The organism is Marinobacter sp. (genome assembly GCF_048266785.1).
In the GTDB taxonomy this organism is placed as follows: Bacteria; Pseudomonadota; Gammaproteobacteria; order Pseudomonadales; family Oleiphilaceae; genus Marinobacter.
Genome location: NZ_JBLWYX010000002.1, coordinates 345,229 through 368,969 on the forward strand (window position 1 = coordinate 345,229; position 23,741 = coordinate 368,969).

General features: G+C 55.5%; 21 protein-coding genes. 10 read left to right on the forward strand and 11 right to left on the reverse strand.

Features of this window, described 5'->3' with window-relative positions; translation table 11 throughout:
* Positions 1–6: 6 nt before the first annotated feature.
* Positions 7–462, reverse strand: coding sequence for a ComF family protein (locus tag ACN0V1_RS05085; RefSeq protein WP_417543951.1), 456 nt, complete (start codon positions 460–462; stop codon positions 7–9).
* Positions 463–791: 329 nt separating this feature from the next.
* On the opposite strand from ACN0V1_RS05085, the gene bioB reads away from it, so the two are divergent.
* From bioB to ACN0V1_RS05125, 8 genes are all read left to right on the forward strand, one after another.
* Positions 792–1,850, forward strand: a complete 1,059-nt coding sequence (gene bioB, locus ACN0V1_RS05090; protein ID WP_339781522.1) for a biotin synthase BioB — start codon at positions 792–794, stop codon at positions 1,848–1,850.
* Positions 1,851–1,866: 16 nt separating this feature from the next.
* Positions 1,867–3,042 (forward strand): 8-amino-7-oxononanoate synthase, encoded by a 1,176-nt coding sequence (bioF, locus tag ACN0V1_RS05095; protein ID WP_417543952.1) that lies wholly within the window; start codon positions 1,867–1,869, stop codon positions 3,040–3,042.
* Positions 3,039–3,785, forward strand: a complete 747-nt coding sequence (locus ACN0V1_RS05100) for an alpha/beta fold hydrolase (protein WP_417543953.1) — start codon at positions 3,039–3,041, stop codon at positions 3,783–3,785. The genes bioF and ACN0V1_RS05100 overlap by 4 nt, the downstream gene beginning before the upstream one ends.
* Positions 3,782–4,621 (forward strand): malonyl-ACP O-methyltransferase BioC, encoded by an 840-nt coding sequence (gene bioC / locus ACN0V1_RS05105; protein WP_417543954.1) that lies wholly within the window; start codon positions 3,782–3,784, stop codon positions 4,619–4,621. The genes ACN0V1_RS05100 and bioC overlap by 4 nt, the downstream gene beginning before the upstream one ends.
* Positions 4,622–4,636: 15 nt before the next feature.
* Positions 4,637–5,329: a dethiobiotin synthase gene (gene bioD / locus ACN0V1_RS05110; RefSeq protein WP_417543955.1), complete on the forward strand. Its 693-nt coding sequence runs from the start codon at positions 4,637–4,639 to the stop codon at positions 5,327–5,329.
* 64 nt (positions 5,330–5,393) lie between these two features.
* The gene (locus tag ACN0V1_RS05115; RefSeq protein WP_417543956.1) at positions 5,394–5,639 is read left to right on the forward strand and encodes a flagellar biosynthesis protein FlgE; all 246 of its coding nucleotides are present in this window, start codon (positions 5,394–5,396) and stop codon (positions 5,637–5,639) included.
* Between the two features lie 611 nt (positions 5,640–6,250).
* The gene (locus ACN0V1_RS05120; RefSeq protein WP_417543957.1) at positions 6,251–8,050 is read left to right on the forward strand and encodes an acyl-CoA dehydrogenase C-terminal domain-containing protein; all 1,800 of its coding nucleotides are present in this window, start codon (positions 6,251–6,253) and stop codon (positions 8,048–8,050) included.
* A gap of 236 nt (positions 8,051–8,286) precedes the next feature.
* On the forward strand, positions 8,287–10,083 hold the full coding sequence (locus tag ACN0V1_RS05125; protein WP_417543958.1) for an acyl-CoA dehydrogenase C-terminal domain-containing protein: 1,797 nt from the start codon (positions 8,287–8,289) through the stop codon (positions 10,081–10,083).
* 214 nt (positions 10,084–10,297) lie between these two features.
* On the opposite strand, the gene ACN0V1_RS05130 is transcribed toward ACN0V1_RS05125, so the two are convergent.
* The 4 genes from ACN0V1_RS05130 to leuS form a co-directional block, all read right to left on the reverse strand.
* On the reverse strand, positions 10,298–10,561 hold the full coding sequence (locus ACN0V1_RS05130; protein ID WP_417543959.1) for a hypothetical protein: 264 nt from the start codon (positions 10,559–10,561) through the stop codon (positions 10,298–10,300).
* A gap of 111 nt (positions 10,562–10,672) precedes the next feature.
* Complete coding sequence (holA, locus tag ACN0V1_RS05135) at positions 10,673–11,680, reverse strand: DNA polymerase III subunit delta (RefSeq protein ID WP_417543960.1); 1,008 nt, start codon at positions 11,678–11,680, stop codon at positions 10,673–10,675.
* Positions 11,677–12,264, reverse strand: coding sequence for an LPS assembly lipoprotein LptE (gene lptE, locus ACN0V1_RS05140; protein WP_417543961.1), 588 nt, complete (start codon positions 12,262–12,264; stop codon positions 11,677–11,679). Before lptE ends, holA begins: the two co-directional genes overlap by 4 nt.
* Before the next feature lies 1 nt (position 12,265).
* On the reverse strand, positions 12,266–14,851 hold the full coding sequence (leuS, locus tag ACN0V1_RS05145; protein WP_417544053.1) for a leucine--tRNA ligase: 2,586 nt from the start codon (positions 14,849–14,851) through the stop codon (positions 12,266–12,268).
* Between the two features lie 286 nt (positions 14,852–15,137).
* On the opposite strand from leuS, the gene ACN0V1_RS05150 reads away from it, so the two are divergent.
* The gene (locus ACN0V1_RS05150; RefSeq protein WP_417543962.1) at positions 15,138–15,686 is read left to right on the forward strand and encodes a zinc ribbon-containing protein; all 549 of its coding nucleotides are present in this window, start codon (positions 15,138–15,140) and stop codon (positions 15,684–15,686) included.
* A 174-nt stretch (positions 15,687–15,860) separates the two neighbouring features.
* Here the strand turns inward: ACN0V1_RS05150 and lnt are convergent, their stop codons facing one another.
* From lnt to miaB, 5 genes are all read right to left on the reverse strand, one after another.
* Positions 15,861–17,411: an apolipoprotein N-acyltransferase gene (lnt, locus tag ACN0V1_RS05155; protein WP_417543963.1), complete on the reverse strand. Its 1,551-nt coding sequence runs from the start codon at positions 17,409–17,411 to the stop codon at positions 15,861–15,863.
* The gene (locus ACN0V1_RS05160) at positions 17,401–18,249 is read right to left on the reverse strand and encodes an HlyC/CorC family transporter (RefSeq protein WP_417543964.1); all 849 of its coding nucleotides are present in this window, start codon (positions 18,247–18,249) and stop codon (positions 17,401–17,403) included. The genes lnt and ACN0V1_RS05160 overlap by 11 nt, the downstream gene beginning before the upstream one ends.
* On the reverse strand, positions 18,246–18,719 hold the full coding sequence (gene ybeY, locus ACN0V1_RS05165) for an rRNA maturation RNase YbeY (RefSeq protein ID WP_417543965.1): 474 nt from the start codon (positions 18,717–18,719) through the stop codon (positions 18,246–18,248). The genes ACN0V1_RS05160 and ybeY overlap by 4 nt, the downstream gene beginning before the upstream one ends.
* On the reverse strand, positions 18,716–19,699 hold the full coding sequence (locus ACN0V1_RS05170; protein ID WP_417543966.1) for a PhoH family protein: 984 nt from the start codon (positions 19,697–19,699) through the stop codon (positions 18,716–18,718). The genes ybeY and ACN0V1_RS05170 overlap by 4 nt, the downstream gene beginning before the upstream one ends.
* Positions 19,700–20,148: 449 nt before the next feature.
* Positions 20,149–21,495, reverse strand: a complete 1,347-nt coding sequence (miaB, locus tag ACN0V1_RS05175) for a tRNA (N6-isopentenyl adenosine(37)-C2)-methylthiotransferase MiaB (RefSeq protein WP_417543967.1) — start codon at positions 21,493–21,495, stop codon at positions 20,149–20,151.
* A gap of 335 nt (positions 21,496–21,830) precedes the next feature.
* Between miaB and trmH the strand changes: the two genes are divergently transcribed.
* Positions 21,831–22,562 (forward strand): tRNA (guanosine(18)-2'-O)-methyltransferase TrmH, encoded by a 732-nt coding sequence (gene trmH, locus ACN0V1_RS05180; protein ID WP_417543968.1) that lies wholly within the window; start codon positions 21,831–21,833, stop codon positions 22,560–22,562.
* A gap of 148 nt (positions 22,563–22,710) precedes the next feature.
* Here trmH and ACN0V1_RS05185 read toward each other — a convergent pair whose 3' ends face one another.
* The gene (locus tag ACN0V1_RS05185; protein WP_417543969.1) at positions 22,711–23,727 is read right to left on the reverse strand and encodes a nucleoid-associated protein; all 1,017 of its coding nucleotides are present in this window, start codon (positions 23,725–23,727) and stop codon (positions 22,711–22,713) included.
* Between the last annotated feature and the right edge of the window lie 14 nt (positions 23,728–23,741).

The window sequence follows — 23,741 nt, forward strand, 5'->3', positions numbered from 1 at the left end:
GCCAGTTCAGCCAGGTGTTCGCGCCAGTGCCCAGACCTGAATCTCCTGTGCTCCTGCCTCTCGCAGAACCGATGCAAGAACCCTTGCCGTTGCACCCGTTGTGACCACATCGTCCACGATAGCGACCCTCTCTGGCACCGCCTTACACACCTCGAAAACACCGCGCATGTTCGCCAGCCTGGCCTCCCTGCCCAGCCCTCGCTGTGCCTGAACTTTGCACACGCGCCGAACGATATCGGAGCCAACTGGAATACTCAGTGCCAGGCCCAGACTTTCTGCAATATCTCTGGCCTGATTGAAACCGCGTTCGCGACGGCGGGCAGGGAGCATGGGTGAGGGGATGAGCGTGTCCGGTTTTGAGTCGCTGCAATCCTGGAAGGTGGATTCCAGATAGTCCGCAAAGCCTGCAATCAATGGCCGGGCAAATTTGCGTTGGCCGTTGTATTTGTAGCGGCTGATCATGCTGTCGACAGGATACTGATAGCGCCAGGGTATAAGAGAGCGATCGAAAGGAGGTGGCGATTTCAGGCAATCGCCGCAAAGATGGCGATCACTGGAATGCGCCAGAGGCAAGGCACAGCAATGACAATGCCATCGGTTTACCGGAAGGTCGGCCCGGCAAAAATCACATAAACCGTTGAAAGCGCTGGTGGAGAGGCAGCCAACGCATAGGCCTTTGGTATTTCCGCTGTTAACCACTATTGATTTTAAGGTTGACAGCCGGTTCAGTCCCTTTATCATCTGATTCATCCGTAAACCAAGCGACCGAAAAAGGTTAACAGGACTTCTGTATGACTGCCACATCAATACGCCACGACTGGACGCTTCAGGAAGCCCGGTCCCTTTTTGAATTGCCTTTCAATGATCTGATGTTCCGTGCACAGTCGGTGCACCGGCAGCATTTTGATCCTAATGAGGTTCAGGTCAGCACCTTGCTGTCGATCAAAACCGGAGCTTGTCCGGAGGACTGCAAATACTGCCCCCAGAGCGGCCATTACAATACCGGTCTGGAAAAGGAAAAACTGCTGGAGCTCGAGAAGGTGGTTGCGGAAGCCCGCGCTGCCCGGGAAAAAGGTGCATCGCGTTTCTGCATGGGCGCCGCATGGCGCAGCCCGGCTGCGAAGGATATGCCCTACGTGCTGGATATGGTTCGGCAGGTAAAGTCTTTGGGTCTGGAAACCTGCATGACGCTGGGTATGCTGAAGCCCGAGCAGGCGGAAGAGCTGGCGGAGGCAGGGCTGGATTATTACAACCACAACCTGGATACCTCCGAGAAATACTACAGCCACATCATTACGACTCGCACCTATCAGGACCGGCTGGATACCCTTGATAACGTTCGCAACGCGGGCATGAAGGTGTGTTGTGGCGGCATTATGGGCATGGGTGAGGAAGAAGATGACCGGGTTGGCTTGCTGGTTCAGCTCGCAAACCTGCCACACCACCCGGAAAGTGTGCCGGTGAACATGCTGGTGAAGGTGAAGGGGACGCCCATGGAAGATGTGGAGGATCTGGATCCGTTTGAGTTTATTCGCGTTCTTGCGGTCGCCAGAATCATGATGCCAGCGTCCCATGTGCGTTTGTCTGCAGGTCGGGAGACGATGAATGAGCAGATGCAGGCGCTGTGCTTCCTGGCGGGCGCCAATTCCATTTTTTATGGTGAGAAGTTGCTGACGACCTCGAACCCGGAGGCGGATGCGGATATGGCTTTGTTCCGTCGTTTGGGTATCCGGCCCGAGCAGCGGGAGCAGTGTGCATCTGAGGCGCAGGATGAAGAGTCGATTGTCGGGGCTTTGGAGCATGAGGCCACGCGGCATATGTTTTATGACGCCACTCGGGAATCTGCCTAGTTTTGGGGCAAGCAACATGCGGGATTTTGCATCAGAACTTGAACAACGGAAACAGGCGGGGCTTTACCGGACACGCCGGCAGATTTCAGGCCCTCAGCAGCCGGTTTTAACCGCCGATGGTAAGCGATTACTTTCGTTTTGCAGCAACGATTACCTTGGCCTGGCCAATCACCCTTCCAATATTGAAGCGCTCCGGAATGCCTTGCCGGAAACGGGGCTGGGTGGTGCGGCTTCCCATCTTGTTTGCGGCCATCATGAGGCGCATCACCTTTTGGAAGAGCGTCTCGCGGCGTTTACCGGGCGCAGTTCGGCGTTGTTTTTCTCCACCGGCTACATGGCCAATATGGGTGTGATTTCAGCCTTGGCGGGGCGTGGGGACACGATTTTCTCGGATCGGCTGAACCATGCCTCTATTGTTGATGGCTGTGTCCTGAGCCGGGCGAAGGTGCGCAGGTATGCCCATGGAGATGTTTCGTCGCTTGTGGCCATGCTTGCTGAGACTTCAGGTCACAAGTTGGTGGTTACCGACGGTGTGTTCAGTATGGATGGCGATGTGGCGCCCCTGCAGGAACTGGCGCAGGTTTGCCGGGATCATGGGGCTTTGCTTGTGGTTGATGATGCCCATGGTTTCGGGGTTCTTGGGCCGCACGGGCAGGGGAGTGTGGCAGAGCTCGGTTTGTCTGAAAAAGATGTACCGATTCTTATAGGAACATTGGGGAAGGCTGCAGGCACCAGCGGGGCGTTTGTGGCTGGGCCGGGGGTGCTGATGGACTATCTGGTGCAAAAGGCCCGAACCTACATTTACACTACGGCGATGCCTCCGGCGTTGGCACTGGCAACCTGTGCCAGTCTTGACCTGATTGAACAGGGTGATGAGCGACGAACTCACCTGCAGAGTCTGATTGAACGGTTCCGGCAGGAGGCCACTGTTTTGGGTTATGAGCTAATGCCCTCGCGAACGCCCGTTCAGCCGATTATGATCGGGGGTAACCGCGAGGCCTTGGCGTTGAGCCAGGCGCTTGAAGAGTGTGGGTTGTTAGTGACGGCTATCCGGCCGCCAACGGTACCTGAAGGAAAGGCGCGGTTGCGGGTTACGCTCAGTGCGGCTCATTCACACGGCGACCTGGATTGCCTGATGCAGGCGCTGTCGGATTGCCGGCATTTGTTGGATCGCAAGGATGTCGCGTCATGAGTTTTCCACGAATGGCTGGACGCCTTGTCGTCGTTGGCGGATGGGGTGTTCGCGTGGAAATGCTGAAAGGTCTGTATGGCTTCTGGCCGGGTACTGTTGAGTTGGTGTCCCTGAATGACAGTCTTATAGCACGCTGTGATTCGGTGGCTGACGTAGCCGATGAATTACTATCACGGTATCCCGAAACGTCCGTCTGGATGGGTTGGTCTCTGGGGGCTCAGATTGTTATGGAGGCGGCGAGTCGGGACACCGCGGCGGTTTCTGCGGTGATCACGCTTGTAGGTTTCCCGAAGTTTATCGCAGACGAACGCTGGCTCAACGGCATGTCGGAAGATGAGTTTGATGTGTTCAGGCGGGGCCTGAGCCGGGAGAGTGAGCGTTATTGGATTCACTTCCTGCTGCTGATGATAAGTGGGGCGGCAGAGGGTCGGGCTGAGCGCCAGCGCCTCAAAATCTGGCTCGATCAAGGGCCGCCGGTATCACCGGGCAATCTGATGAAAAGCCTGAACTGGCTGCAACAAACGGATCAGCGCTTGCTGTGGTCTCAGGTTGAAGTTCCTGTTCTTCATATTACGGGGGCTTGCGATCAGGTGGTGGCAACCTGGGCTGGCGCTCTGGAAACCCCGCCCGCTACTATTGAAATTAGTATCCCCGGCATGGCCCATTGGCCTGGTGGCGTGTTTGCCGGCGATTGCCGCGCAGTGATCGAAACGTTTTTCCAGTCGTTGAGCGAGAAGTCATGAGTGCCCTGGGTGCGATTGACACTCGCCCTGCAAATAAAGCCGACATAGCTCGCGAGTTCGGTAATGCCCGGACGACCTATGACAGCTCTTCCCGGTTGCAGCGCCTGATGGGTAATACGATGTTCGAGACGGTTCAGAGTCAGACTCGCATGGCGGGCTGCGCTCTCGATCTCGGCTGTGGCACCGGCTGGTTTACCCGCAAGCTGGCTGGCCTTGGAAACTTTGTGTCCGTTACTGGTATGGATCTTTCGCCCGGCATGATAGAACACGCTGGCGCAAACACCCCGTATGACATCATCTGGACTGTTGCGGATGCTGAGGCGATTCCGCTGCCGGACCAGAGTTGTGATCTGATATTCAGTAACCTCATGATCCAGTGGTGTGCTGCTCCAGCACAAGTTCTGCGAGAGTGCCGGCGGGTGCTCAGGCCCGGAGGCACGTTAGTGGTCTCAACGCTTCTCGATGGGACTCTCAGGGAGTTGGATAAGGCCTGGCGGCAGGCAGACCCCGGTCAGAATCATGTAAATCGCTTTGAGTCTGAAGCGACGCTCCGGGAGGCTGTATCCCGAGAGCTACCGGGAGCTGGAATCGAAACAAAAGCCCTGCGGTTACCCTATACATCCCCACTCACGTTGGCAGCAGAGCTCAAACACCTGGGTGCGGGCTACAAAAATGTCAGCAGGCGCAGGTCGATGACGGCGCCAGGCCGGTTGCGCGCCATGTGCCGGCATTATCCCAGAGAGCCTGAGGGCGGCGTTGTGGCGAGTTATGAGGCCGCCTGGGTTTCCTGGTCGTGCCACGGTATCAACTATAAGACACAGACTGAAAAAGAGTGATCCAAGCAGGCATGTATGGCTAAAAAAACGCTTTTTGTGACAGGCACGGATACAGAGGTTGGTAAGACCATGGTATCTGCGGCAATTCTGGAAGCCGCCAAAGCAGCCGGCAAGCGCACGCTAGGCATGAAACCCATTGCTTCCGGTTGCGAAAGCACGCCAGAGGGGCTGCGCAATGGAGATGCACTGATTCTTCAGCGCGAGGCCACTGAAACGCTTGCCTACGATCTCGTTAACCCTATTGCGCTGGCGCCGGCCATTGCACCCCATGTGGCAGCCGCGCAGGCCGGGCGAAGCATCTCGGCGGGCCGTCTGGTGGGGTTCTGCCGTGGCATGCAAATGCGCCCGGCGGATCTTTTGCTGATTGAAGGTGCGGGCGGCTGGCGAGTTCCGCTGAATGAACGGGAAACCTACTCGGCGGTACCCCGGGAGCTCGGTGTGCCGGTGGTTCTTGTGGTTGCTCTCAGGCTAGGATGCATTAACCAGGCGCTGCTAACAGCGGAGGCTATTCGCAACGATGGATTAGTGCTGGCGGGGTGGGTAGCTAACCACGCGGAACCTGTGGCAATGAGCTGTGAGCAGGAAACACTGGATTATCTCATGGAGCATATCCGGGCTCCCTGTCTTGGTGTTATACCCTGGATAGAAGGCGCCGAGCCGGCAACCCTGAGTGGCTATCTTGGCGTTGATGCGCTGTTTGAAAATTGAACAGCGATGTGGCCTAATGATATCAATTAATGGTGCTATTTGATGGTCAGAGGAAGCTGCAGTCATGATCAATAATACGCTCGCAATTGGCATTCAAGGTATTCAGGACGGCATGTACGGCATGGAAAATGCCGCCCGTAAAATCGCCCGCGCAGGCGTTGACGGCCCTCAAGGCAGTGCCGAGAGTGGTAGCAGTCTGATTGAGCCCATAATCGATCTGAAACTATACGAGCGTAGCGTGGAAGCATCTGCACAGGTGGTGAAAGCTGCTGATGAAACCCTTGGTACCCTTTTGGACATTATGGTCTGAGTTTTGACTTTTGACTAAGTGAGCCCGCTTTCACCTCTCTCCTATTTGTCTCTCTACGCCACCGGAACCCCTTCGGGACGTTTTCCTGCTAACGCTCCGTCTGATTTGCCCTCCAACTCTGTAACCCCTTCTGTTAGCGAATCGCGTAGTACTGGAAATGCGAAAGGTGAGGCGCCTCTGAAGACACTTCCAGAACCGGACAGCAGGCCAGAACTACCTACCAGAATATTGCTGGCTTCGGGCCAGGCGCAACCTCGTCCTAGGTTGGGTTTTTACAGGTTTCGGCCTGACCTTAGTGTCTGTCAGCCTGCTGATTAATCGGGCGAATGTCGTTAACACTCCCTGAAGATCCGAAACCTTTGCACTGCGCGCGCAGGCAAGTCCCATATGCCTGTTTCACGGGTTTCGACCGCCCCCGTGAAACGTGTGCCGGTCACCAATCTCTACATAAATTGTTTACTCGCCTATTGACAATTCTGTGTCTCTAAACGTATGTTTCAAACAAGTGTTTAATTAATACTGCATCACACAAAGCTGCAGCGTCTGAGCAAACCCAAGGCCACAAGCTGTTATTACTTTTTCAGCCAAGACCGAAAACCGAGGTGGTTTACATGCCTGAGTACAAAGCGCCCCTGCGTGATATCAAATTCGTAATGAACGAGCTGCTCGACAGCGAGGCCCACTACGCCAATCTGGAAGGCGCTGAAGACGCAACTCCGGATATGCTTGATGCTATTATCCAGGAAGGTGCGAAGTTTGCTGAACAGGTACTGTCCCCGTTGAACGCGGTTGGCGACAGGGAAGGCTGCCTCTGGAGCGAAGACGGTGTAAAAACACCGACAGGCTTCAAGGAAGCTTACGACAAGTTTGTTGAAGGCGGTTGGCCTTCACTGGCGGCTGACCCCAACTATGGTGGTCAGGGTCTGCCGGATTCGCTTGGCATCGTGATGAGCGAGCTGAACGGCACTGCTAACTGGTCCTGGGGCATGTACCCCGGCCTGAGCCACGGCGCAATCAACACTATTGAAGCGCATGGTACGGAAGAGCAGAAGCAGACTTACCTCACAAAAATGATCAGTGGCGAATGGACTGGCACCATGTGCCTGACCGAAGCTCATTGTGGCTCGGATCTGGGCACCCTGCGCACAAAGGCAGAGCCCAATAGCGACGGCTCCTACAGCATTACCGGCACCAAGATCTTTATCTCGGCCGGTGAGCACGACATGACCGATAACATCGTTCACATTGTACTGGCACGTCTGCCGGGCGCGCCTGCAGGCACCAAAGGCATTTCCCTGTTTATCGTGCCCAAGTGTGTGCCTGCCCAAGATGGCTCCGCCGGCGAGCGTAACGCGGTATCCTGTGGCTCGCTGGAGCACAAAATGGGTATCCACGGTAACGCTACCTGCGTAATGAACTTCGACGGCGCCAAAGGCTGGTTGATTGGGCCGGAGAACAAAGGCCTGAACTGCATGTTCACCTTCATGAACGTTGCTCGTATTGGCACCGCCATTCAGGGCCTGGGTGCAGCAGAACTGGGCTTCCAGGGATCACTGGCCTACGCCAAAGACCGTCTGGCCATGCGTTCACTGAGCGGCGCCAAGAATCCGGAAGGTTATGCCGATCCGATTATTGTGCACCCGGATGTTCGCCGTATGCTGCTGACTCAGAAAGCCGTTGCGGAAGGTGCCCGTGCACTGATCTATCTGACTGCGCAGAAGGCGGATCTTGTTGAGCGTGGCAAGTCAGAGGAAGAGCGCAAAGAAGCCGACGAGCTGCTGGGTTTCCTGACCCCGATTGCCAAGGCGTTCCTGACCGAGATCGGTTACGAAGCAGCCAACCTGGGTATGCAGGTATTTGGTGGCCACGGTTACATTTCCGAGTGGGGCATGGAGCAAAACGTACGTGATGCCCGTATTGGCATGATCTACGAGGGTACGACCGGTATCCAGGCGTTGGACTTGCTGGGCCGCAAGGTACTGATGACTCAGGGTGAGTCCCTCAAGGGCTTTACCAGACAGGTGCACCAATTCTGCAAAGAGAACGCCGATAACGAGCAGATGAAGCAATTTATCGAGCCGCTGAGTGCCATCAACAAGGAGTGGGGCGATCTGACCATGAAAGTGGGTATGACCGCCATGAAAAACCGTGAAGAAGTCGGTGCTGCATCTGTGGATTACCTGATGTACTCCGGCTATGCGGTATTCGCATACCTCTGGGCCCGTATGGCCAAAATTGCTCAGGACAAGCTGGCCCAAGGCACCGGTGAAGAGTTGTTCTACAACGCCAAGTTGCAGACTGCACGCTTCTACTTCGCTCGCATGTTGCCGCGTACCAAGACCCACGCTGTAACTATGCTGGCGGGTGCTGACACCCTGCTTGATATGCCGGAGGAAGCCTTCGCAATCTGATTGCAGAGACCGTTCAAGGTTAACCGGTATGAAAGGCCCGCGCTCCCTCAGGAGCCGGGCTTTTTTCATGAGTTACGATTGGTTTTGCGGTAGAATATTCGACAATAAAATAATACAAACCACGACACACGGCGTGAGTAGGTGGGCTGGTTGTGCATTCGTAAGCTGCCTGCACAGACAAGCTTGGAGCTTGGACTGTTTTGAAATTGGACTGTTTTTGAAATTGGAGAGAATTGATGGCTGATTATCAGGCACCCCTGCGTGACATGCGCTTTATACTGAACGAAGTATTTGATGCGCCGGCTTTGTGGGCGTCTCTGCCCAAAGTAGCGGAGAATGTAGATCCCGACACCGCCGATGCGATTCTTGAAGAAGCCGGTAAAATTACCAGTGGCGTGCTGGCCCCTCTGAACCGTGAAGCGGACGAACAGGGCTGCAAGTGGAGCCAGGGCGAAGTGACCACGCCGGATGGTTTTAAAGAGGCTTATCAGACGATCGTCGAGGGCGGCTGGAATGGCCTTGGTGGCAACCAGGATTTCGGAGGCATGGGTATGCCCAAAACTCTGGTAGCCCAGTTTGAGGAAATGATGCAGGGCGCCAATATGGCCTTTGGCCTTGCACCCATGCTGACCGCTGGTGCCTGTCTGGCTGTAGACGCACATGGCAGCCAGGAATTGAAAGAAAAGTACCTCCCTAACATGTACTCAGGTGTCTGGACCGGGGCTATGGATCTGACAGAGCCTCACGCGGGAACCGACCTGGGTATTATCCGCACGAAAGCCGAACCCAACGGCGACGGCTCGTTCAACGTGACTGGCACAAAGATTTTTATCACTTGGGGCGAGCACGATATGGCGGAGAACATTATTCACCTGGTGCTGGCCAAGCTGCCGGGCGCGCCTAAAGGCCCCAAAGGTATCTCCCTGCTGCTGGTTCCCAAGTTCATGGTGAATGATGACGGCTCCCTGGGTGAGCGCAACAGTTTGAGCTGCGGCTCCATCGAGAAAAAGATGGGCATCAAAGGCTCTGCCACCTGCGTGATGAACTTTGACGCGGCCAAAGGCTGGCTTGTGGGCGAAGAGAACAAAGGCCTGAACGCCATGTTCACCATGATGAACTACGAGCGTCTGGGTGTGGGTATCCAGGGTATCGGCGCAGCAGAAGCTTCCTTGCAGAGTGCCCGGGAATACGCCATGGAGCGAATTCAGAGTCGTGCGCCTACGGGTGCCCAGCAGCCTGAAAAAGCCGCAGACCCGATTCTGGTCCACCCGGATGTGCGTCGCATGCTGCTGACCATGAAAGGTTATGTTGAAGGTGGTCGCGCCTTCTCAACCTATGTGGCTCAGTGGCTGGATATCTCTAAATATGCGGATGCCGCGGAAGAGGATCGCCGCAAGCACGCAGAAGGCATGGTTGCACTGCTGACGCCAGTGGCGAAAGCATTTCTGACCGATCGGGGCCTGGACGCCTGCATCATGGGCCAGCAGGTGCTTGGTGGCCACGGGTTTATCCGTGAATGGGGCCAGGAACAGCTGGTTCGCGACTGCCGTATCACCCAGATTTACGAAGGCACCAACGGCATCCAGGCGCTGGACCTGATGGGTCGCAAGATCGTGGGCAGCCAAGGTAAGCTGTATGAGCTGTTTGCTGAAGACGTAGCAAACTTCATCGAGGAAAACAGCGCTGAAGAGAGCCTTCGTCCTTTTCTGGAACCACTTGCAGCAGCATTTGAGCGGTTGTCAGACGTTACTGAGCATGTGATCAAGCAGGCTTCGGACAACCCCGATGCCGTTGGTGCTGCCTCCGTAGACTACCTGGACCTGTTTGGTCTCACTGCGTTGGGTTACATGTGGGCACGTATTGTCAAGGCAGCAGCACCAAAGGCTGGAGATGATACGTCTGGCTTTTATAGCGGCAAGCTGAAAACCGCACGCTTCTACTACGATCGCCTGTTACCGAAAACCGTTTCGCTTGCAGAAGGCATTCGCAGCGGAAGTGACTCCATGATGGCGCATACCGCTGACGAATTCTGATTCCTCCCGGAAGGTAAAAAAGGCAGGCTCTTTAGTCTGCCTTTTTTGTGCTAAAGGCGCTCTACACGTGTTGGGTCGGTGATATACGAGTTCTCGTTACCCTGAATGTCAGCAACTCTTTTATGGCGGGAGATTTCTCTGTCGGCATGAGGGCTCTCGCTACAAGAGTCCTCATGGTAAATATTTGTAGCGTTCTGTTAGCGGTTTAACGTTTTCACTTCATTTTGTTGCGAATATTTTTGTAGCCTGTTTTCAGTTCTTCGCCAATTTTCTTTGCAGTCTGGCGCGCTTCCTGGGATGCCTCGGTTGCATCATCCATTACTTGGTCAAAACGGGTTCTGAATTTATCCCACTCGTGCTCAAGCTCATCGAACTCATCTTTTACATCCTGACGAGCCAAATGAAGTTGAACACGCGCTTCATCGCGATACTGTTTGATTTTATCCGAGAGAGTTTTGAGTTCTTCTTGAATGCCCATAACCATGCACCTCCTTGAGTTAGCGATACCCTAACCATGCGCTTGGTACCGAAAAACTGTCAAGTGACAGTCAGGCACGAAAGATTCTATATCAGGTGCACTTGATCCATGTCAGGATCTGACCGCCAGAAGCGCTGACATATCCCGCAGGTAGTGCCAGGGAGAGAGCTCGTCAAAGCCTTTCGCTGCGCGGTCGATCTGGCTGCAGAGTTTCACTGCTTCGCGCAAATGGGTCGGGGTCAGTCGCCGCGCTGCCTGCTCCAGTGCACGGGCTCGCTGAGGTTGAAAGACGCCCCGTTTTTTAAAAAATGCGGAGGGGTTCTCGGTTCTATTCCCCGCTGTCTTCAGTTCAAGTAGCAGATTGAGATCTCGGCTCAATACAGCCAGAAGGCCAAGTGGGTTTTCCCCTTCCTGTTGCAGTACCCCAATCATCTTTCCGGCATGGGGTGCCCGACCGCTAAGCAGTTCAGTGACCAGTTCGAAACCGTTGAAGCGTGAGCTGTCCTGGACCGCCTGCTCAACGGTTTCTTCATCAATAGTGTTACCGTTGGCCAATAGCGTGAGCCGGTCGAGCTCCTGGCTGGCAGCGAGAAGGTTGCCCTCCAGCCGTTCTGCCAGCATGGCTAGCGCTCCGCGCGTCAGGGTCAGGCCACGGTTCCCCGCCCGCTGCTGCAACCAGCCCTGAAACTTGTCGGCGTCCACGGGCCACACCGGCACGTGGACGCCCTTGGACTGCAATTCCTTGTACCATTTACGCCGGGTTTCGGCGGCGTCCAGGCGGGTGCTGATCAGCAGAACAATAATATCTTCGGGAGGTTGGGTCAGGATCCGCTCCAGAACCGCCCGACCATCCCCCAGTTTTCCTGTAGGCAGGCGGATCTCAATGCGGCGCCGTTCAGAAAACAGGGACATGGCATTAAACTCATCACCCACCATATTCCAGTCGAGCTGCTGGTCAGCATGGAAGGTCAGGCGATCATGGAAGCCCGCTTCTCTGGCAGCGCTGCGAATCTGGTCGCAGCATTCCTGAACCAATAGTGGTTCATCTCCGGAGACGAGGTAGACCGGCGCAAGGCCCTTGCGCAGCAGCTGTGGCAGTTGGCCCGGGTTTGTCTTCATGGTTTGGCAGGTTGCGTGTCGGTCGCGGTAGTGGCCTTCTGCTGGCTGTCGCGAATTTCCTGCAATCGTTCCGGTGTGATGGGCGCCAGACGGAAGATGATCTGTTGCGCCAGCCGGTCGCGTAGCTGCTGTTGCACGTTATCTTCCTCCCGCTGTTTGGCGAGCACGTTGGTCTCGTCGTACCTGTAGCTTTCTGAGGTGGTGAGGCGCGTGCTGGCAATAACCGGAACCCCGTCGGCACTGATCAGTTCGAGGTTGACTGAGTTCCTGAGTGTATATTCAGCAGCGGCGGCCTGAACCGTAATTGCAGAGGCTCGACGATCCTGTTCAAAGTTCCGGATTCTGAGGTGATACTTTGCTTCCTCGCCCGAAACAAGCTGCACACCTCCAAGCTTGAGCTGCTCGCGAACCGACAGACAAAGTGGCGTGGGTACAGGGGCCTGACAGTCGAGCTCCAGAGGCTCCAAGGCGGAAGAAACCGGCGGCGCACCCCGCAACTGAAAACCACAGGCACCCAAGCTGGTTGCCATCACGCTGACCAGAATCAGCAGGGCTTTGTTTTCGTGTAGAGCACGCAGTTGCATATCAGTTAGCCACCACATTAACCAGTTTGCCAGGCACAACAATCACCTTACGAACGGTAGCGCCTTCGGTAAAGCGCATAACGTTCTCATTTCCCATAGCCAGCGCTTCCAGGTCGGCTTTGCTGATGTCCGCTGGGACGTCTGCTTTGGCGCGCACTTTACCGTTAACCTGCAGCACTACCTGGATCTCGCTACGGACCATGGCGGACTCATCGGCTACCGGCCAGGGCGCGTCGACAACGGGACCTTCGTGGCCAAGAGCTTCCCATAGAGTGTGGCAGATGTGCGGCACAATAGGAGCCAGCATTACGACGGCGGCTTCGAGTGCTTCCTGGCGGGCAGCTCGGGTCTGAGGCTCTTCGTCGGTCTGTCGGCTGACATCGTTCAGCAGCTCCATCACCGCAGCAATGGCTGTGTTAAACGTCAGGCGGCGGCTGATATCGTCGCTCACCTTGGTGATGGTTTCGTGAGTTTTACGCCTGAGCCCTTTCTGTGCATCACTCAGAGAGCTCGCGTCCAGCATCGGTGCGGCTCCGCCTGCGACCTGCTCATTCACCAGGCGCCACAGGCGCTTAAGAAAACGGTGAGCGCCTTCGACAGCGCTGTCTGACCATTCCAGGGATTGCTCCGGTGGGGCTGCGAACATCATGAACAGACGCACTGTGTCTGCGCCGTGAGCGTCAATGATCGATTGCGGGTCGATACCGTTGTTCTTCGATTTGGACATCTTGGTTACGCCACCGGCGATAACGGGCCGTTCGTCTTCTTTGTGAACCGCGCCAATTGCGTGGCCTTTTTCGTCCCGCTCGACGATAACATCCGCTGGAGCAATCCAGACCTTGCCGCCTTTTTCATCTTCGCGGTAGTAGGTATCTGCCAGCACCATGCCCTGAGTCAGAAGCTGTTTGAAAGGCTCGGAGCTGTTTACCAGCCCGACGTCACGCAGGAGCTTATGGAAAAAGCGCGCGTAAAGAAGGTGCAGGATCGCATGCTCAATGCCACCGATATACTGATCTACCGGTAGCCAGTAGTTTGCTGCCGCCGGGTCCAGCATGCCCTTGTCGTAATTCGGGCTGCAGAACCGGGCGTAATACCAGGACGACTCCATGAAGGTGTCGAAGGTGTCGGTTTCCAGTGTTGCAGGCTGGCCGTTGAAGGAGGTTTTCGCCCACTCAGGGTCGGCCTTGAGAGGAGACTGTACGCCATCCATCTCAACATTTTCCGGTAGGCGAACCGGTAGCTGGTCATCCGGTACCGGACGCTGGGTACCGTCTTCCATGGTCATCATGGGAATGGGCGCACCCCAGTATCGCTGGCGTGACACACCCCAGTCACGCAGCCGATAGTTAATCGTGCGCTTGCCAATGCCGGTCTTTTCCAAATGGTCGGCAATGGCATCAAAGGCTTCATCGCTGGTCAGGCCAGTGTATTTGCCGGAAGAGACCAAAACACCTTTCCCCGTAAAAGCCTGTTCCTGTACGTCGATTTCACGGCTATCAGTGGTCGCAATAACCTGTTTGATTGGCAAGCGATACTTGAGTGCAAATTCGTGGTCGCGGTCATCATGGCCTGGCACCGCCATCAGGGCGCCGGTTCCGTAATCTGTGAGTACAAAATTGGCGATCCAGACCGGGATTTCTTCCTGCGTCAGCGGGTTGATGGCCTTGAATCCGGTATCAACCCCTTTCTTTTCCATGGTGGCCATGTCCGCTTCAGCCACCTTGCTGTTACGGCATTCCTCCACAAACGCAGCTACGTCTGCATGGCGCTCAGCGGCTGCTTTAGCCAGCGGATGCTCTGCAGCCACCGCCATATAGCTCACGCCCATCAGTGTGTCCGGACGGGTGGTATAAACTGTGAGGCCGTCTTCGCGGTTCTTCAGAGGGAAGGTCAGCTCGGTACCCACGGATTTACCGATCCAGTTCCGCTGCATGGTCTTGACCTGTTCCGGCCAGCCATCCAGATCGTCCATATCGTTCAGCAGTTCTTCGGCGTAATCGGTAATGCGAATGAACCATTGGGGGATTTTTTTCTGCTCAACCAGAGCGCCGGAGCGCCAGCCACGACCATCGACAACTTGCTCGTTGGCAAGAACGGTCTGATCGACAGGATCCCAGTTCACGGTGGCCATTTTCTTGTACACCAGGCCTTTTTCGTAAAGGCGTGCAAAGAACCACTGTTCCCAACGGTAGTAATCCGGCTTGCAGGTTGCCAGCTCGCGGCTCCAGTCGTAGCCAAAACCCAGCTGTTTGAGCTGGTTTTTCATGTATTCGATATTGGCGTATGTCCACTTTGCCGGGGCAGTCTTGTTGGCAATGGCGGCGTTCTCCGCGGGCAGGCCAAACGCATCCCAGCCCATTGGCTGCATAACGTTCTTGCCCTGCATGCGCTGATAGCGGGAGATCACGTCTCCGATGGTGTAGTTCCTCACGTGCCCCATGTGCAGTTTGCCACTGGGGTAGGGGAACATGGACAGGCAGTAGTATTTCGGTTTGTCCGGATCTTCCCTGACTTCAAAGGTCTTGTTTTCGTCCCAGAAGGTGCGCGCAGTGTGTTCAACGTCACGGGGATTGTAGTGCTCGTCCATACCTGCCATTACCAAAGTTACCCTGTATAAAAATGATGTGCGGAGCGGCCGGACATTCTAGCGCACACAAGGCGTAACAGGTAGTCCGTCAAAGAGCGGCCTGACGCTTCTGCGCAGTCGCATGTGGCCGGACCGGCTCCCGGGATACGCCGCAAGTACGTCCCTGTAAGCTCGGCTCCGCCATCCATGGCTCCGCACGATCCCGGGAGCCGGTCCAGCCACATGCTTGTCGGGCTGCGGGTGATGGCCCACAATGGAGTTATGGCATTCAAAAAAGGAAGATGCGATGAAGGCCCCGGAAAGAAGTCACCTCTCAGGTCAGGCGCTTGAAGCCTATGACCGCATGCTTGAGCAAGTGCAGAATCGCTTGCACTCAGTGCAGGAAACCACGCTGGAAACCCTGGAAGAAGAGGTTAATAAGGCAATAGAGGTAGAGCAGGAACTGGAGGAAATGACCAAGGACGAAATCAGCCTCCTCGGAACCTACCTGCAGAGGGATCTGGAACACCTCATGCACTTCGTGGACGAAACCGGCGAAGGCCTGGCGGAGTGGCTTCAGCTTGATATATCACTGCTGGAAAACAGTCTTACTGAGCGCCTGCTGTCGGTGGCGGACCAAACCCTGGTCGACACTCTGTCGCTGCGGCAAAAACTTGAAAGCCACGGCGCCGGGCAGTACATCGCCGGTGAGGTTGCGACGGCCGGCATGTTCCAGTGCCTGAATTGCGAGCACATGCTGTGCCTCACCTCCACCAGCCATCTGGAACCCTGTGATGCCTGCGGTTCGCGATATTACAAGCGTGTGACCAGCCGTTGGCCGCGAAAAGAAAGTTGAGTTCGTTTAGCCGGCGCGCAAGATGTCGAGGCGGCTGAGGGTGGAGGGGCTAGGCAAAACCGTGCGGAGCCATGGATGGCGGAGCCGAGCTTACAGGGACGTACTTGCGGCGTGTTTTGACTAGCCCCTTCACCCTCAGCCGTGTGCACCAAGTCCAAGAGGCTTGCGGTCAGTTCAGGTTTTAGGAATAACCCGCTCACGGACAAACACAATCAGAATCAACGCCAACGTCAGAACCGGCCACGAAGCCGTCATCATATAAGGCGTATTACCACTCGCCGTGAACACTTCACCCGTCAGCACTGCCCGCTCAAACTGCGGAATACGCGATGTAATCTGGCCCTTGTGATCAATAATCGCCGTCACACCATTGTTCGTGCCGCGAATCATATAGCGCCCGGTTTCCAGCGCCCGCATACGAGCAATCTGCAAATGCTGCAACGGCCCCACCGAATCGCCGAACCAGCCGTCGTTACTGATCGTCAGCAGCAAATCCGAATTCACCGCATTGCGGGCAAGAAAGTCCGGATAAGCCACCTCGTAGCAGATGAACGGCATCACCTTTGTGCCATTTGCGATTAAAGGCGCCTGATTTTCCGGGCCCCGGGTAAAGCTCGACATGGGCAGGTCAAAAAAGCCGATCAGCCCGCGCAAAATGCCCTCAAGCGGAACATACTCTCCAAAAGGTACCAGCTTCTGCTTGTGGTAGATCCCCTCGCCGTTGCCAATGGCTGTAATACTGTTGTGATAGGTAAAACCGCCGGCTCGCTCGCTGAAACCGTACCAGGGAATACCCGTAATCAACGTGCTCTCTTCGCCGAGGTTTTCCTTGATGTGATCAATAATTTTCCCCGCCTGATCCTGGGGAATGGGAATAGCCGTCTCGGGCCATAGAATCAGGTCAGTATCCCAGTAGGATTCCGTCATGCCCAGGTAGGTTACGATCTGATCCTTCAGAAACTCCGGGTCCCACTTGATCTGCTGCGGAATATTACCCTGCATGGCGGCCACCGAAGTGGGCTCTGTGCTGATGTCTGTCCAGTCAACGCGATTAAGTGCAGGAGCTGCGAGCCAGGGGGTGAGTGCTACAACCGCCACAATACCGGCGCTGGTATGGCGCTGCCGGGAGATGAGCCAGCCGGTTGCAAAGATCGCTGCGCTGCTGGCCGCAATCCAGAACGTGATGCCATGAACGCCAACCATCGGCGCCAGCCCCGCCAATGGGCCATCGGTGTGGGCTGTGCCCAGATACAGCCAGGGGAAACCGGTAAGCAGCCACCCGCGGAGCCAGTCCCCAAGAATCCAGATGGCCGGGAAGAGAATGAGCCGCCGTACCGCGCTGTTTTTCGCCAGCTTGCCCCAGAACCAGAATGCGAGAGCCGGGAACAGCGCAAGCACAGCGACAAAGGCAACGGTGAGTAATACCGCAACAGGGATCGGTGTATTGCCAAACTCACTGATGCTGATGTAAACCCAGCTTGCGCCTGAACCAAACAGGCCGAGGCCTGCCAGCAAACCAGCGAAGAAGAGTTTTTTTGCCGGCAGAGGAAGGGTGAGCAGCAGAATGAGCAGCATGGAAACAGGCCCCAACCACCAGAGGTGGAAGGGCGAGAAGGTCAGGGTTTGCAGAGCGCCGGCAACCACAAGAGTTGCCGCACGTGACCAGCGATTGGAGAACAAAGAATGGGCAATTGCAATCAGGGGGGGTGAATCGTCACGGCTCACTACGGGTTACCTGTAACAGACGGATGACACGGTTATCTGCATTGGCAATGGTAAAGCGCAGCCCGCCAAATTCAACCGTTTCGCCACGTCTGGGCAGGTGTCCGAATTCCTTGAGCACAACGCCACCAATGGTGTCGAATTCCTCTTCATCCAGCCCCGTATCAAAGAATTCGTTGAAGTCATCGACCGGCGTCACTGCTTTTACCGCGTATGAGCCATCGCCCCGGGCCTTGATATGGGTTTCTTCGTCGAAGTCGTGCTCATCCTCGATTTCCCCGACGATCTGTTCCAGTACGTCTTCAATGGTTACAAGGCCAGCCGTGCCACCGTATTCATCCACGACGATTGCCATGTGATTGCGGTTTTCCTTGAATTGCTTGAGCAACTGGTTCAGGCGCTTGCTCTCGGGAACAAATGTGGGCGGGCGCAGGATCTCGCGTACATGAGACCAGTCCATGTCGTCATTGAGAGCCAGTGGCAGAAGGTCTTTGGCGAGAAGAACGCCGATGACATCATCCTGACTGTCGCCAATCACCGGAAACCGGCTGTGGGCAGACGAAATGACTTCATCCAGAAACTCTTTCGGATCCTGAGAAGCTCGAACGGTGACCATCTGGGAGCGGGGGATCATGATCTCATCCACCCGCATATCCACCACCTGCATCGCGCCTTCGATGATGCTCATGGCATCGACATCGATGATGGCCTGTGATTCGGCGCTCCGTAATATTTCCAGCACGTCTTCGACAGATTCTGGCCCGCTGGAGAAGGCATGTGATATACGCTCCAGCCAGGACTTGTTGGAGCCCTGACTGCGACTCGACTGATCGTCGCTCATGAGTCTTTTACCGTTTCCTCTGCTGCGTAGGGATTGCCGAACCCAAACTGTGCCAGCAACCGGATTTCCAGGGCCTCCATGGCCTCTGCGTCTTCGTCGTCAATATGATCGTAGCCCTGAAGATGCAACATACCGTGCACCACCATGTGTGCCCAGTGTGTAGACAACTCTTTGAGTTGCTCTCTGGCTTCATCTTCAACGACCGGGGCACAAATAACGAGATCCCCGGCCAATGGCACCGTTATACCGGCTGGGGCTTCAAATGGAAAGGACAACACATTCGTTGGTTTATCCTTGCCGCGGTATTGATGATTCAGGGCCTGGCTCTCGTCGGCTCCGACAATACGTATTGTCACCTCTGATGGATTCTGCCCCAGCCAAGCCGCTTGGGCCCAGGCCTGAAACAGGGATTCTGCGGGGACGCCTGGCCCCTCAAACACGTTCTGCAGATCAACCGTCAGTTCATTCACTGTTTACGGTCGCTCCCGTCATCAAGCGAGTCATAGGCCTCCACAATCCGCTGAACCAGAGGGTGCCTTACAACGTCTTTGGCTTCAAAACGGGTAAAGCCAATGCCGGTGACGTTGTTGAGCACACCCGCTGCATGAATCAGCCCGGAATTCTGGCCGCGCGGCAGGTCTACCTGAGTGGTATCGCCGGTAATCACGGCAGTGGAACCAAAGCCAATCCGCGTCAGAAACATTTTCATCTGCTCGCGGGTGGTGTTCTGGCTTTCATCCAGAATAATAAAAGAGTTATTCAGAGTGCGGCCACGCATAAATGCCAGCGGCGCAATCTCGATCACACTTTTTTCTATCAGCCGTGTGACGTGCTCAAACCCGAGCATTTCGTAAAGTGCGTCGTACAGTGGCCGCAGATACGGGTCCACCTTCTGTGCGAGATCCCCGGGCAGAAAGCCGAGTTTCTCACCTGCCTCAACCGCCGGGCGCACCAGCAGAATCCGCTTTACCTGCTCGTCTTTCAGAGCTTCCACCGCACAGGCTACGGCTAGCCAGGTTTTACCCGTACCGGCGGGGCCAATACCAAAGTTGATATCATGGGAGCGAATGCTGTGCACGTATTTCTGCTGATTCGCGCCACGAGGCTTGGCGGTGAGCTTGGGGGTTTTGATGATGGTTACAGCGCCGTCAAACGGGATGTCTTCTGGCAGCCGTTCAAACCCGGTTTCCCGGATGTAAAGGTGTACGGTATCCGGTGAAATATGATCCGTGGCTTCAGTTTCCCGATACAGGTGCCGAATCACTTCCACTGCAGCGGCAACGTGTTCGGTCTCGCCTTCCACCCGGAAGTGGTGGCCTCTTCTGCTGATGGACACTTGCAGGCGCCGTTCGATGTGTTTCAAATTTTCATCAAACTGGCCGCAAAGGGTTGTTAGCCTGCGCTGGTCTGCCGGGTGTAAATCAAATTGTCTGGAATCGTTGGTGTTCAAGTTTTCTCCGTTTTACTCCCTTTTACTTTTTGGGAGTGCGCATAGCTGGCTTTGATGCTCTCGGTGCAGAGCGGGAACCCCCTTCCAAAAAGCGCCCGTGAATACGTCCATGTAGGGCTCGGTCGGGCCATCCTTGGCCCTCCACGTTTTTGGAAGGGGGTTCCCGCTCCGCCCCTGTTTGAACTATGTGTTGGCCGAAAACTTTAAAACAAGTAATCGGTAGCAATTAGATGGTTCGGCGATTTAAACCTGAGATCAGGTCAACTGTACTGGAAAGTCTTCTGCATGCCGCACTGAACTTTGCCGAGAGTGGTGGTGGCTTCCTCCCAAAAATGTCTGCGGCCAAGGATGGCCGCAGTCAAGCCCACATGGATGTGCTCGTAGCGTTTTTTGGGAGGAAGCCACCACCACTCTCATACTCCAAAACTCAAGAGCATAGGAGCCGAGGCCTAATACAACTCCGAACCCACAGGCAAACCGCGCAAAGAGTTAGCGTAAGCCTCAACAATCTCAACGTCGATAAAGTGCCCGATAATCCCCGGATTCTCATGCCGGAAATTCACAATCCGGTTGTTCTCGGTGCGCCCTGAATATTCCCCCGGATCTTTCTTCGACAACCCGGTTACCAGAATGCGCTGGGTCGAACCCACCATCTTGCGGCTGATATCCATCACCGTCTGATTGATGCGATCCTGCAGAATTTTCAGGCGCTGCTTCTTCACTTCCATCGGCGTTTCATCCGGCAGATCAGATGCCGGCGTGCCCGGGCGGGCGCTGTAAACGAAGCTGAAGGACATATCGAAGCCGATATCGTTGATCAGCTTCATGGTGTCTTCAAAGTCTTTCTCCGTTTCACCGGGGAAACCGATAATAAAATCTGATGAAAAACTGATGTCCGGACGAATCTTGCGCAGGCGACGAAGCTTGGATTTGTACTCCAACGCTGTGTGGCCTCGCTTCATGGCAGCCAGAATGCGATCCGAGCCGCTTTGTACTGGCAGGTGCAGATGACTGACCAGTTCGGGCACTTGTTCATATGCCTCAATCAGGGCATCGGTAAATTCGACGGGATGCGAAGTGGTGTAGCGAATACGATCTATGCCATTGATGGTCGCGATCAGAGTAATCAGCTCTGCCAGGTCCATCACGTCGCCATCATGGGTCTCGCCGCGGTAGGCGTTAACGTTCTGGCCGAGCAGGTTCACTTCCCGCACGCCCTGGCTGGCCAGGTGAGCGACTTCGGCGATTACATCGTCTGCCGGCCGGCTGACCTCCTCACCACGGGTGTAGGGCACCACGCAGAAAGTGCAGTACTTGCTACAGCCTTCCATGATGGATACGAACGCAGAGGGGCCATCGGCGCCGGGGTCCGGAAGATTGTCGAACTTCTCGATTTCCGGAAAGCTGACGTCCACTACGCCCACGCCGTTACCTTTCATGCGCACTTCCGTAATCATATCCGGCAGGCGATGCAGGGTTTGTGGGCCGAACACCATATCGACATAAGGCGCCCGATCAAGAATCGCCTGGCCTTCCTGGCTGGCGACACAGCCGCCAACGCCGATTATCAGTTCCGGTTTGTTGGCCTTGAGTTTTTTCCAGCGACCCAGCTGATGGAAAACCTTCTCCTGTGCTTTTTCACGGATAGAGCAGGTGTTCAGCAGCAAAATGTCGGCGTCATCCGGCGATTCCGTCATTTCAACCGATTCGCCGGTTTTAAGCAGGTCGGCCATGCGGGATGAATCGTATTCGTTCATCTGGCAACCGTGGGTCTTTATGTACAGCTTTTTGGCCATGGGTCTCAACACAACTGGATGTATTTGGCGCCTGGACCTTTGAACTGTCCGGACTGGGCGCACTGAAAAGGAGAACTGCGCATTATAACGGGGTGATCATTCTGCAACCAGCGTTGTCTCGGTAATCTGCCAGTTTTGCTGTGGTATTATTTTCGGCGTTTAAGTTTCGGAGTCTGAAGTGATTGGCGCAGGGCTCTCCAAAAAGCGCCCGTAAATACTTCCCTGTAGGGCTCGGTCGCGCCATCCTTGGCGCTCCACGTTTTTGGACACCCCTGCGCCAATCGCTTCGTCGTACTTCGGCGTAACGACCGTTTCACATAAAGCAGTAGAAAGCGATGACACCCGAACGCCTTGCCCGCATCAAACAGGTTTTAAACACCCGTCAGCCTGATCTGAGTGTCCTGACCGACCAGGTTCACAAGCCCAGGAACCTCTCCGCCATATTGCGATCCTGCGACGCCTTCGGGTTGGCCAATATGCACGTAGTGTGGCCCAAAGAAGGTTTCCGGGCCTTCCGGAAAACCGCCGGTGGCAGCTTCAAGTGGGTAACACCCCGCACCCATCGCACCATGGACGAAGCCATAGCGAGTTTGAAAGGGCAGGGCCACAAAATCTACGCCGCGCAGCTGTCAGGCCGCGCTATCGACTACCGCTGCGCAGATTTCACCGTGCCCTGTACCATTATCATGGGCAACGAAGTGGACGGTGTCAGCGCAGAAGCAGCGAAGCAGGCCGACGAACACATCGTCATCCCCATGATGGGCATGGTGGAATCTCTCAACGTATCCGCAGCCTGCGCCATTATCCTCTCCGAAGCCCAAAGACAACGCAAAGAAGCCGGCCTCTTCGACACCCGGCGCATACCCGATGAAGAATACAACCGACTGCTGTTCTGCTGGTGCCAGCCAGTCGTGAAACGCTATTGCGACGACCGCAAACTGCCGTATCCGCCACTCGATCACAAAACCGGGGAAATAATTGACGGAGTAAGCTGGATGCAGGAAGTAAGGGTGCTAAGAGCCAATCGCCCCCGGTGGACCGATAAGAACCCAGTAGAGACCAGCTAGCCAAATATATCTCACAGGCCTGATCGGCCCGAGGTGTGGTGGCTCTTTTCTGCCGGAAAAAGATGTCTGAGCGAAGCGAGTTGCTTTTTCCAGAAGAAAAGAGCCACCGCGCCCCGGAGCCAGCCCTTGTGCTACGGGAAGGAGAAAATTAATCTTCCCTGGTCTGAAGATACCGCTCCAATTGCTCCCGCAAAGCCTTGGGTAAGCGCGTAATCGTAAGCGCATCCTTATCCCGATCGTAGTAAATCGCCTGATTCACCAGATCCGAAGAAAAAGAAACACTCATACCGCCACCAGAACCCGCAATACGCACTAGCTTCTTCACCTTGCGATGATCCGGGTGCAGTACGCCACTTTCCGGCATCTCCGCTGTCTTGCTGGCAAACTCCTTGAAGCGCCCCGGCTCATCCTCATCCAGATAGCCTGACAGCGCCTCAATGGCAACCGGCTCACCCAGCGCATGCTGCTCCTTACAGAACTCATAGGCCCGCGTACGCACCTCACCGGCTTTCTCCGGCTCCGAAGACTTCGCAAAAGCCTCCACAGCATCCAGGAACGTCAGAGTTTCCTTCTCAACATCCACCTGATTGGTAAAGCCACACAGCCGGATAAACAGCTCTCCGGGTTCGCCCGTGCCACGGGCATGAACCAGTGTAAGGTAGTTGTCCGCCACGTTATCGCCCAGCCAGTCATCCAGTTCAACACGCATCGCCAGGTTCAGGCGCGACGTGCTCAGCACATCTGTTGTGTCGAGCGCCTGAGTGCCATCAAAACGCAGGGCGCTGTCGCTCTCCAGAACCAGCAGATAAACGACATCTGAATCTGCCAAAGCTTCATGGACGATCATCAGCTGTCCCTGGAACTCCTCCTGAGAGCCCGTAAGCAGTTCTTGCCATTGGCCGAGCAACCGGTCAGTGAAAGACGCAAAGCTCTGCTTGTCCTCAAGATAATCCTTCAGCCAGCTTGCAAGCGGGCTTTCACCGATGTCATCCGAAAACCGCCCGTACTTTTTACCCGGCTTGCTGTTAAACAGCCGCTTCATCTGTTTGTGCAGGGCCTCATAATCACCACCCGGCTCTTGCAGAGATTCACCACTTTGGAGGCGAGCAGGCTGCCCCGGCTGATACTGACTGGAAAAAGCGGTGCGCAGGTGTTTGATGGCCATAAACAGAAAAATCC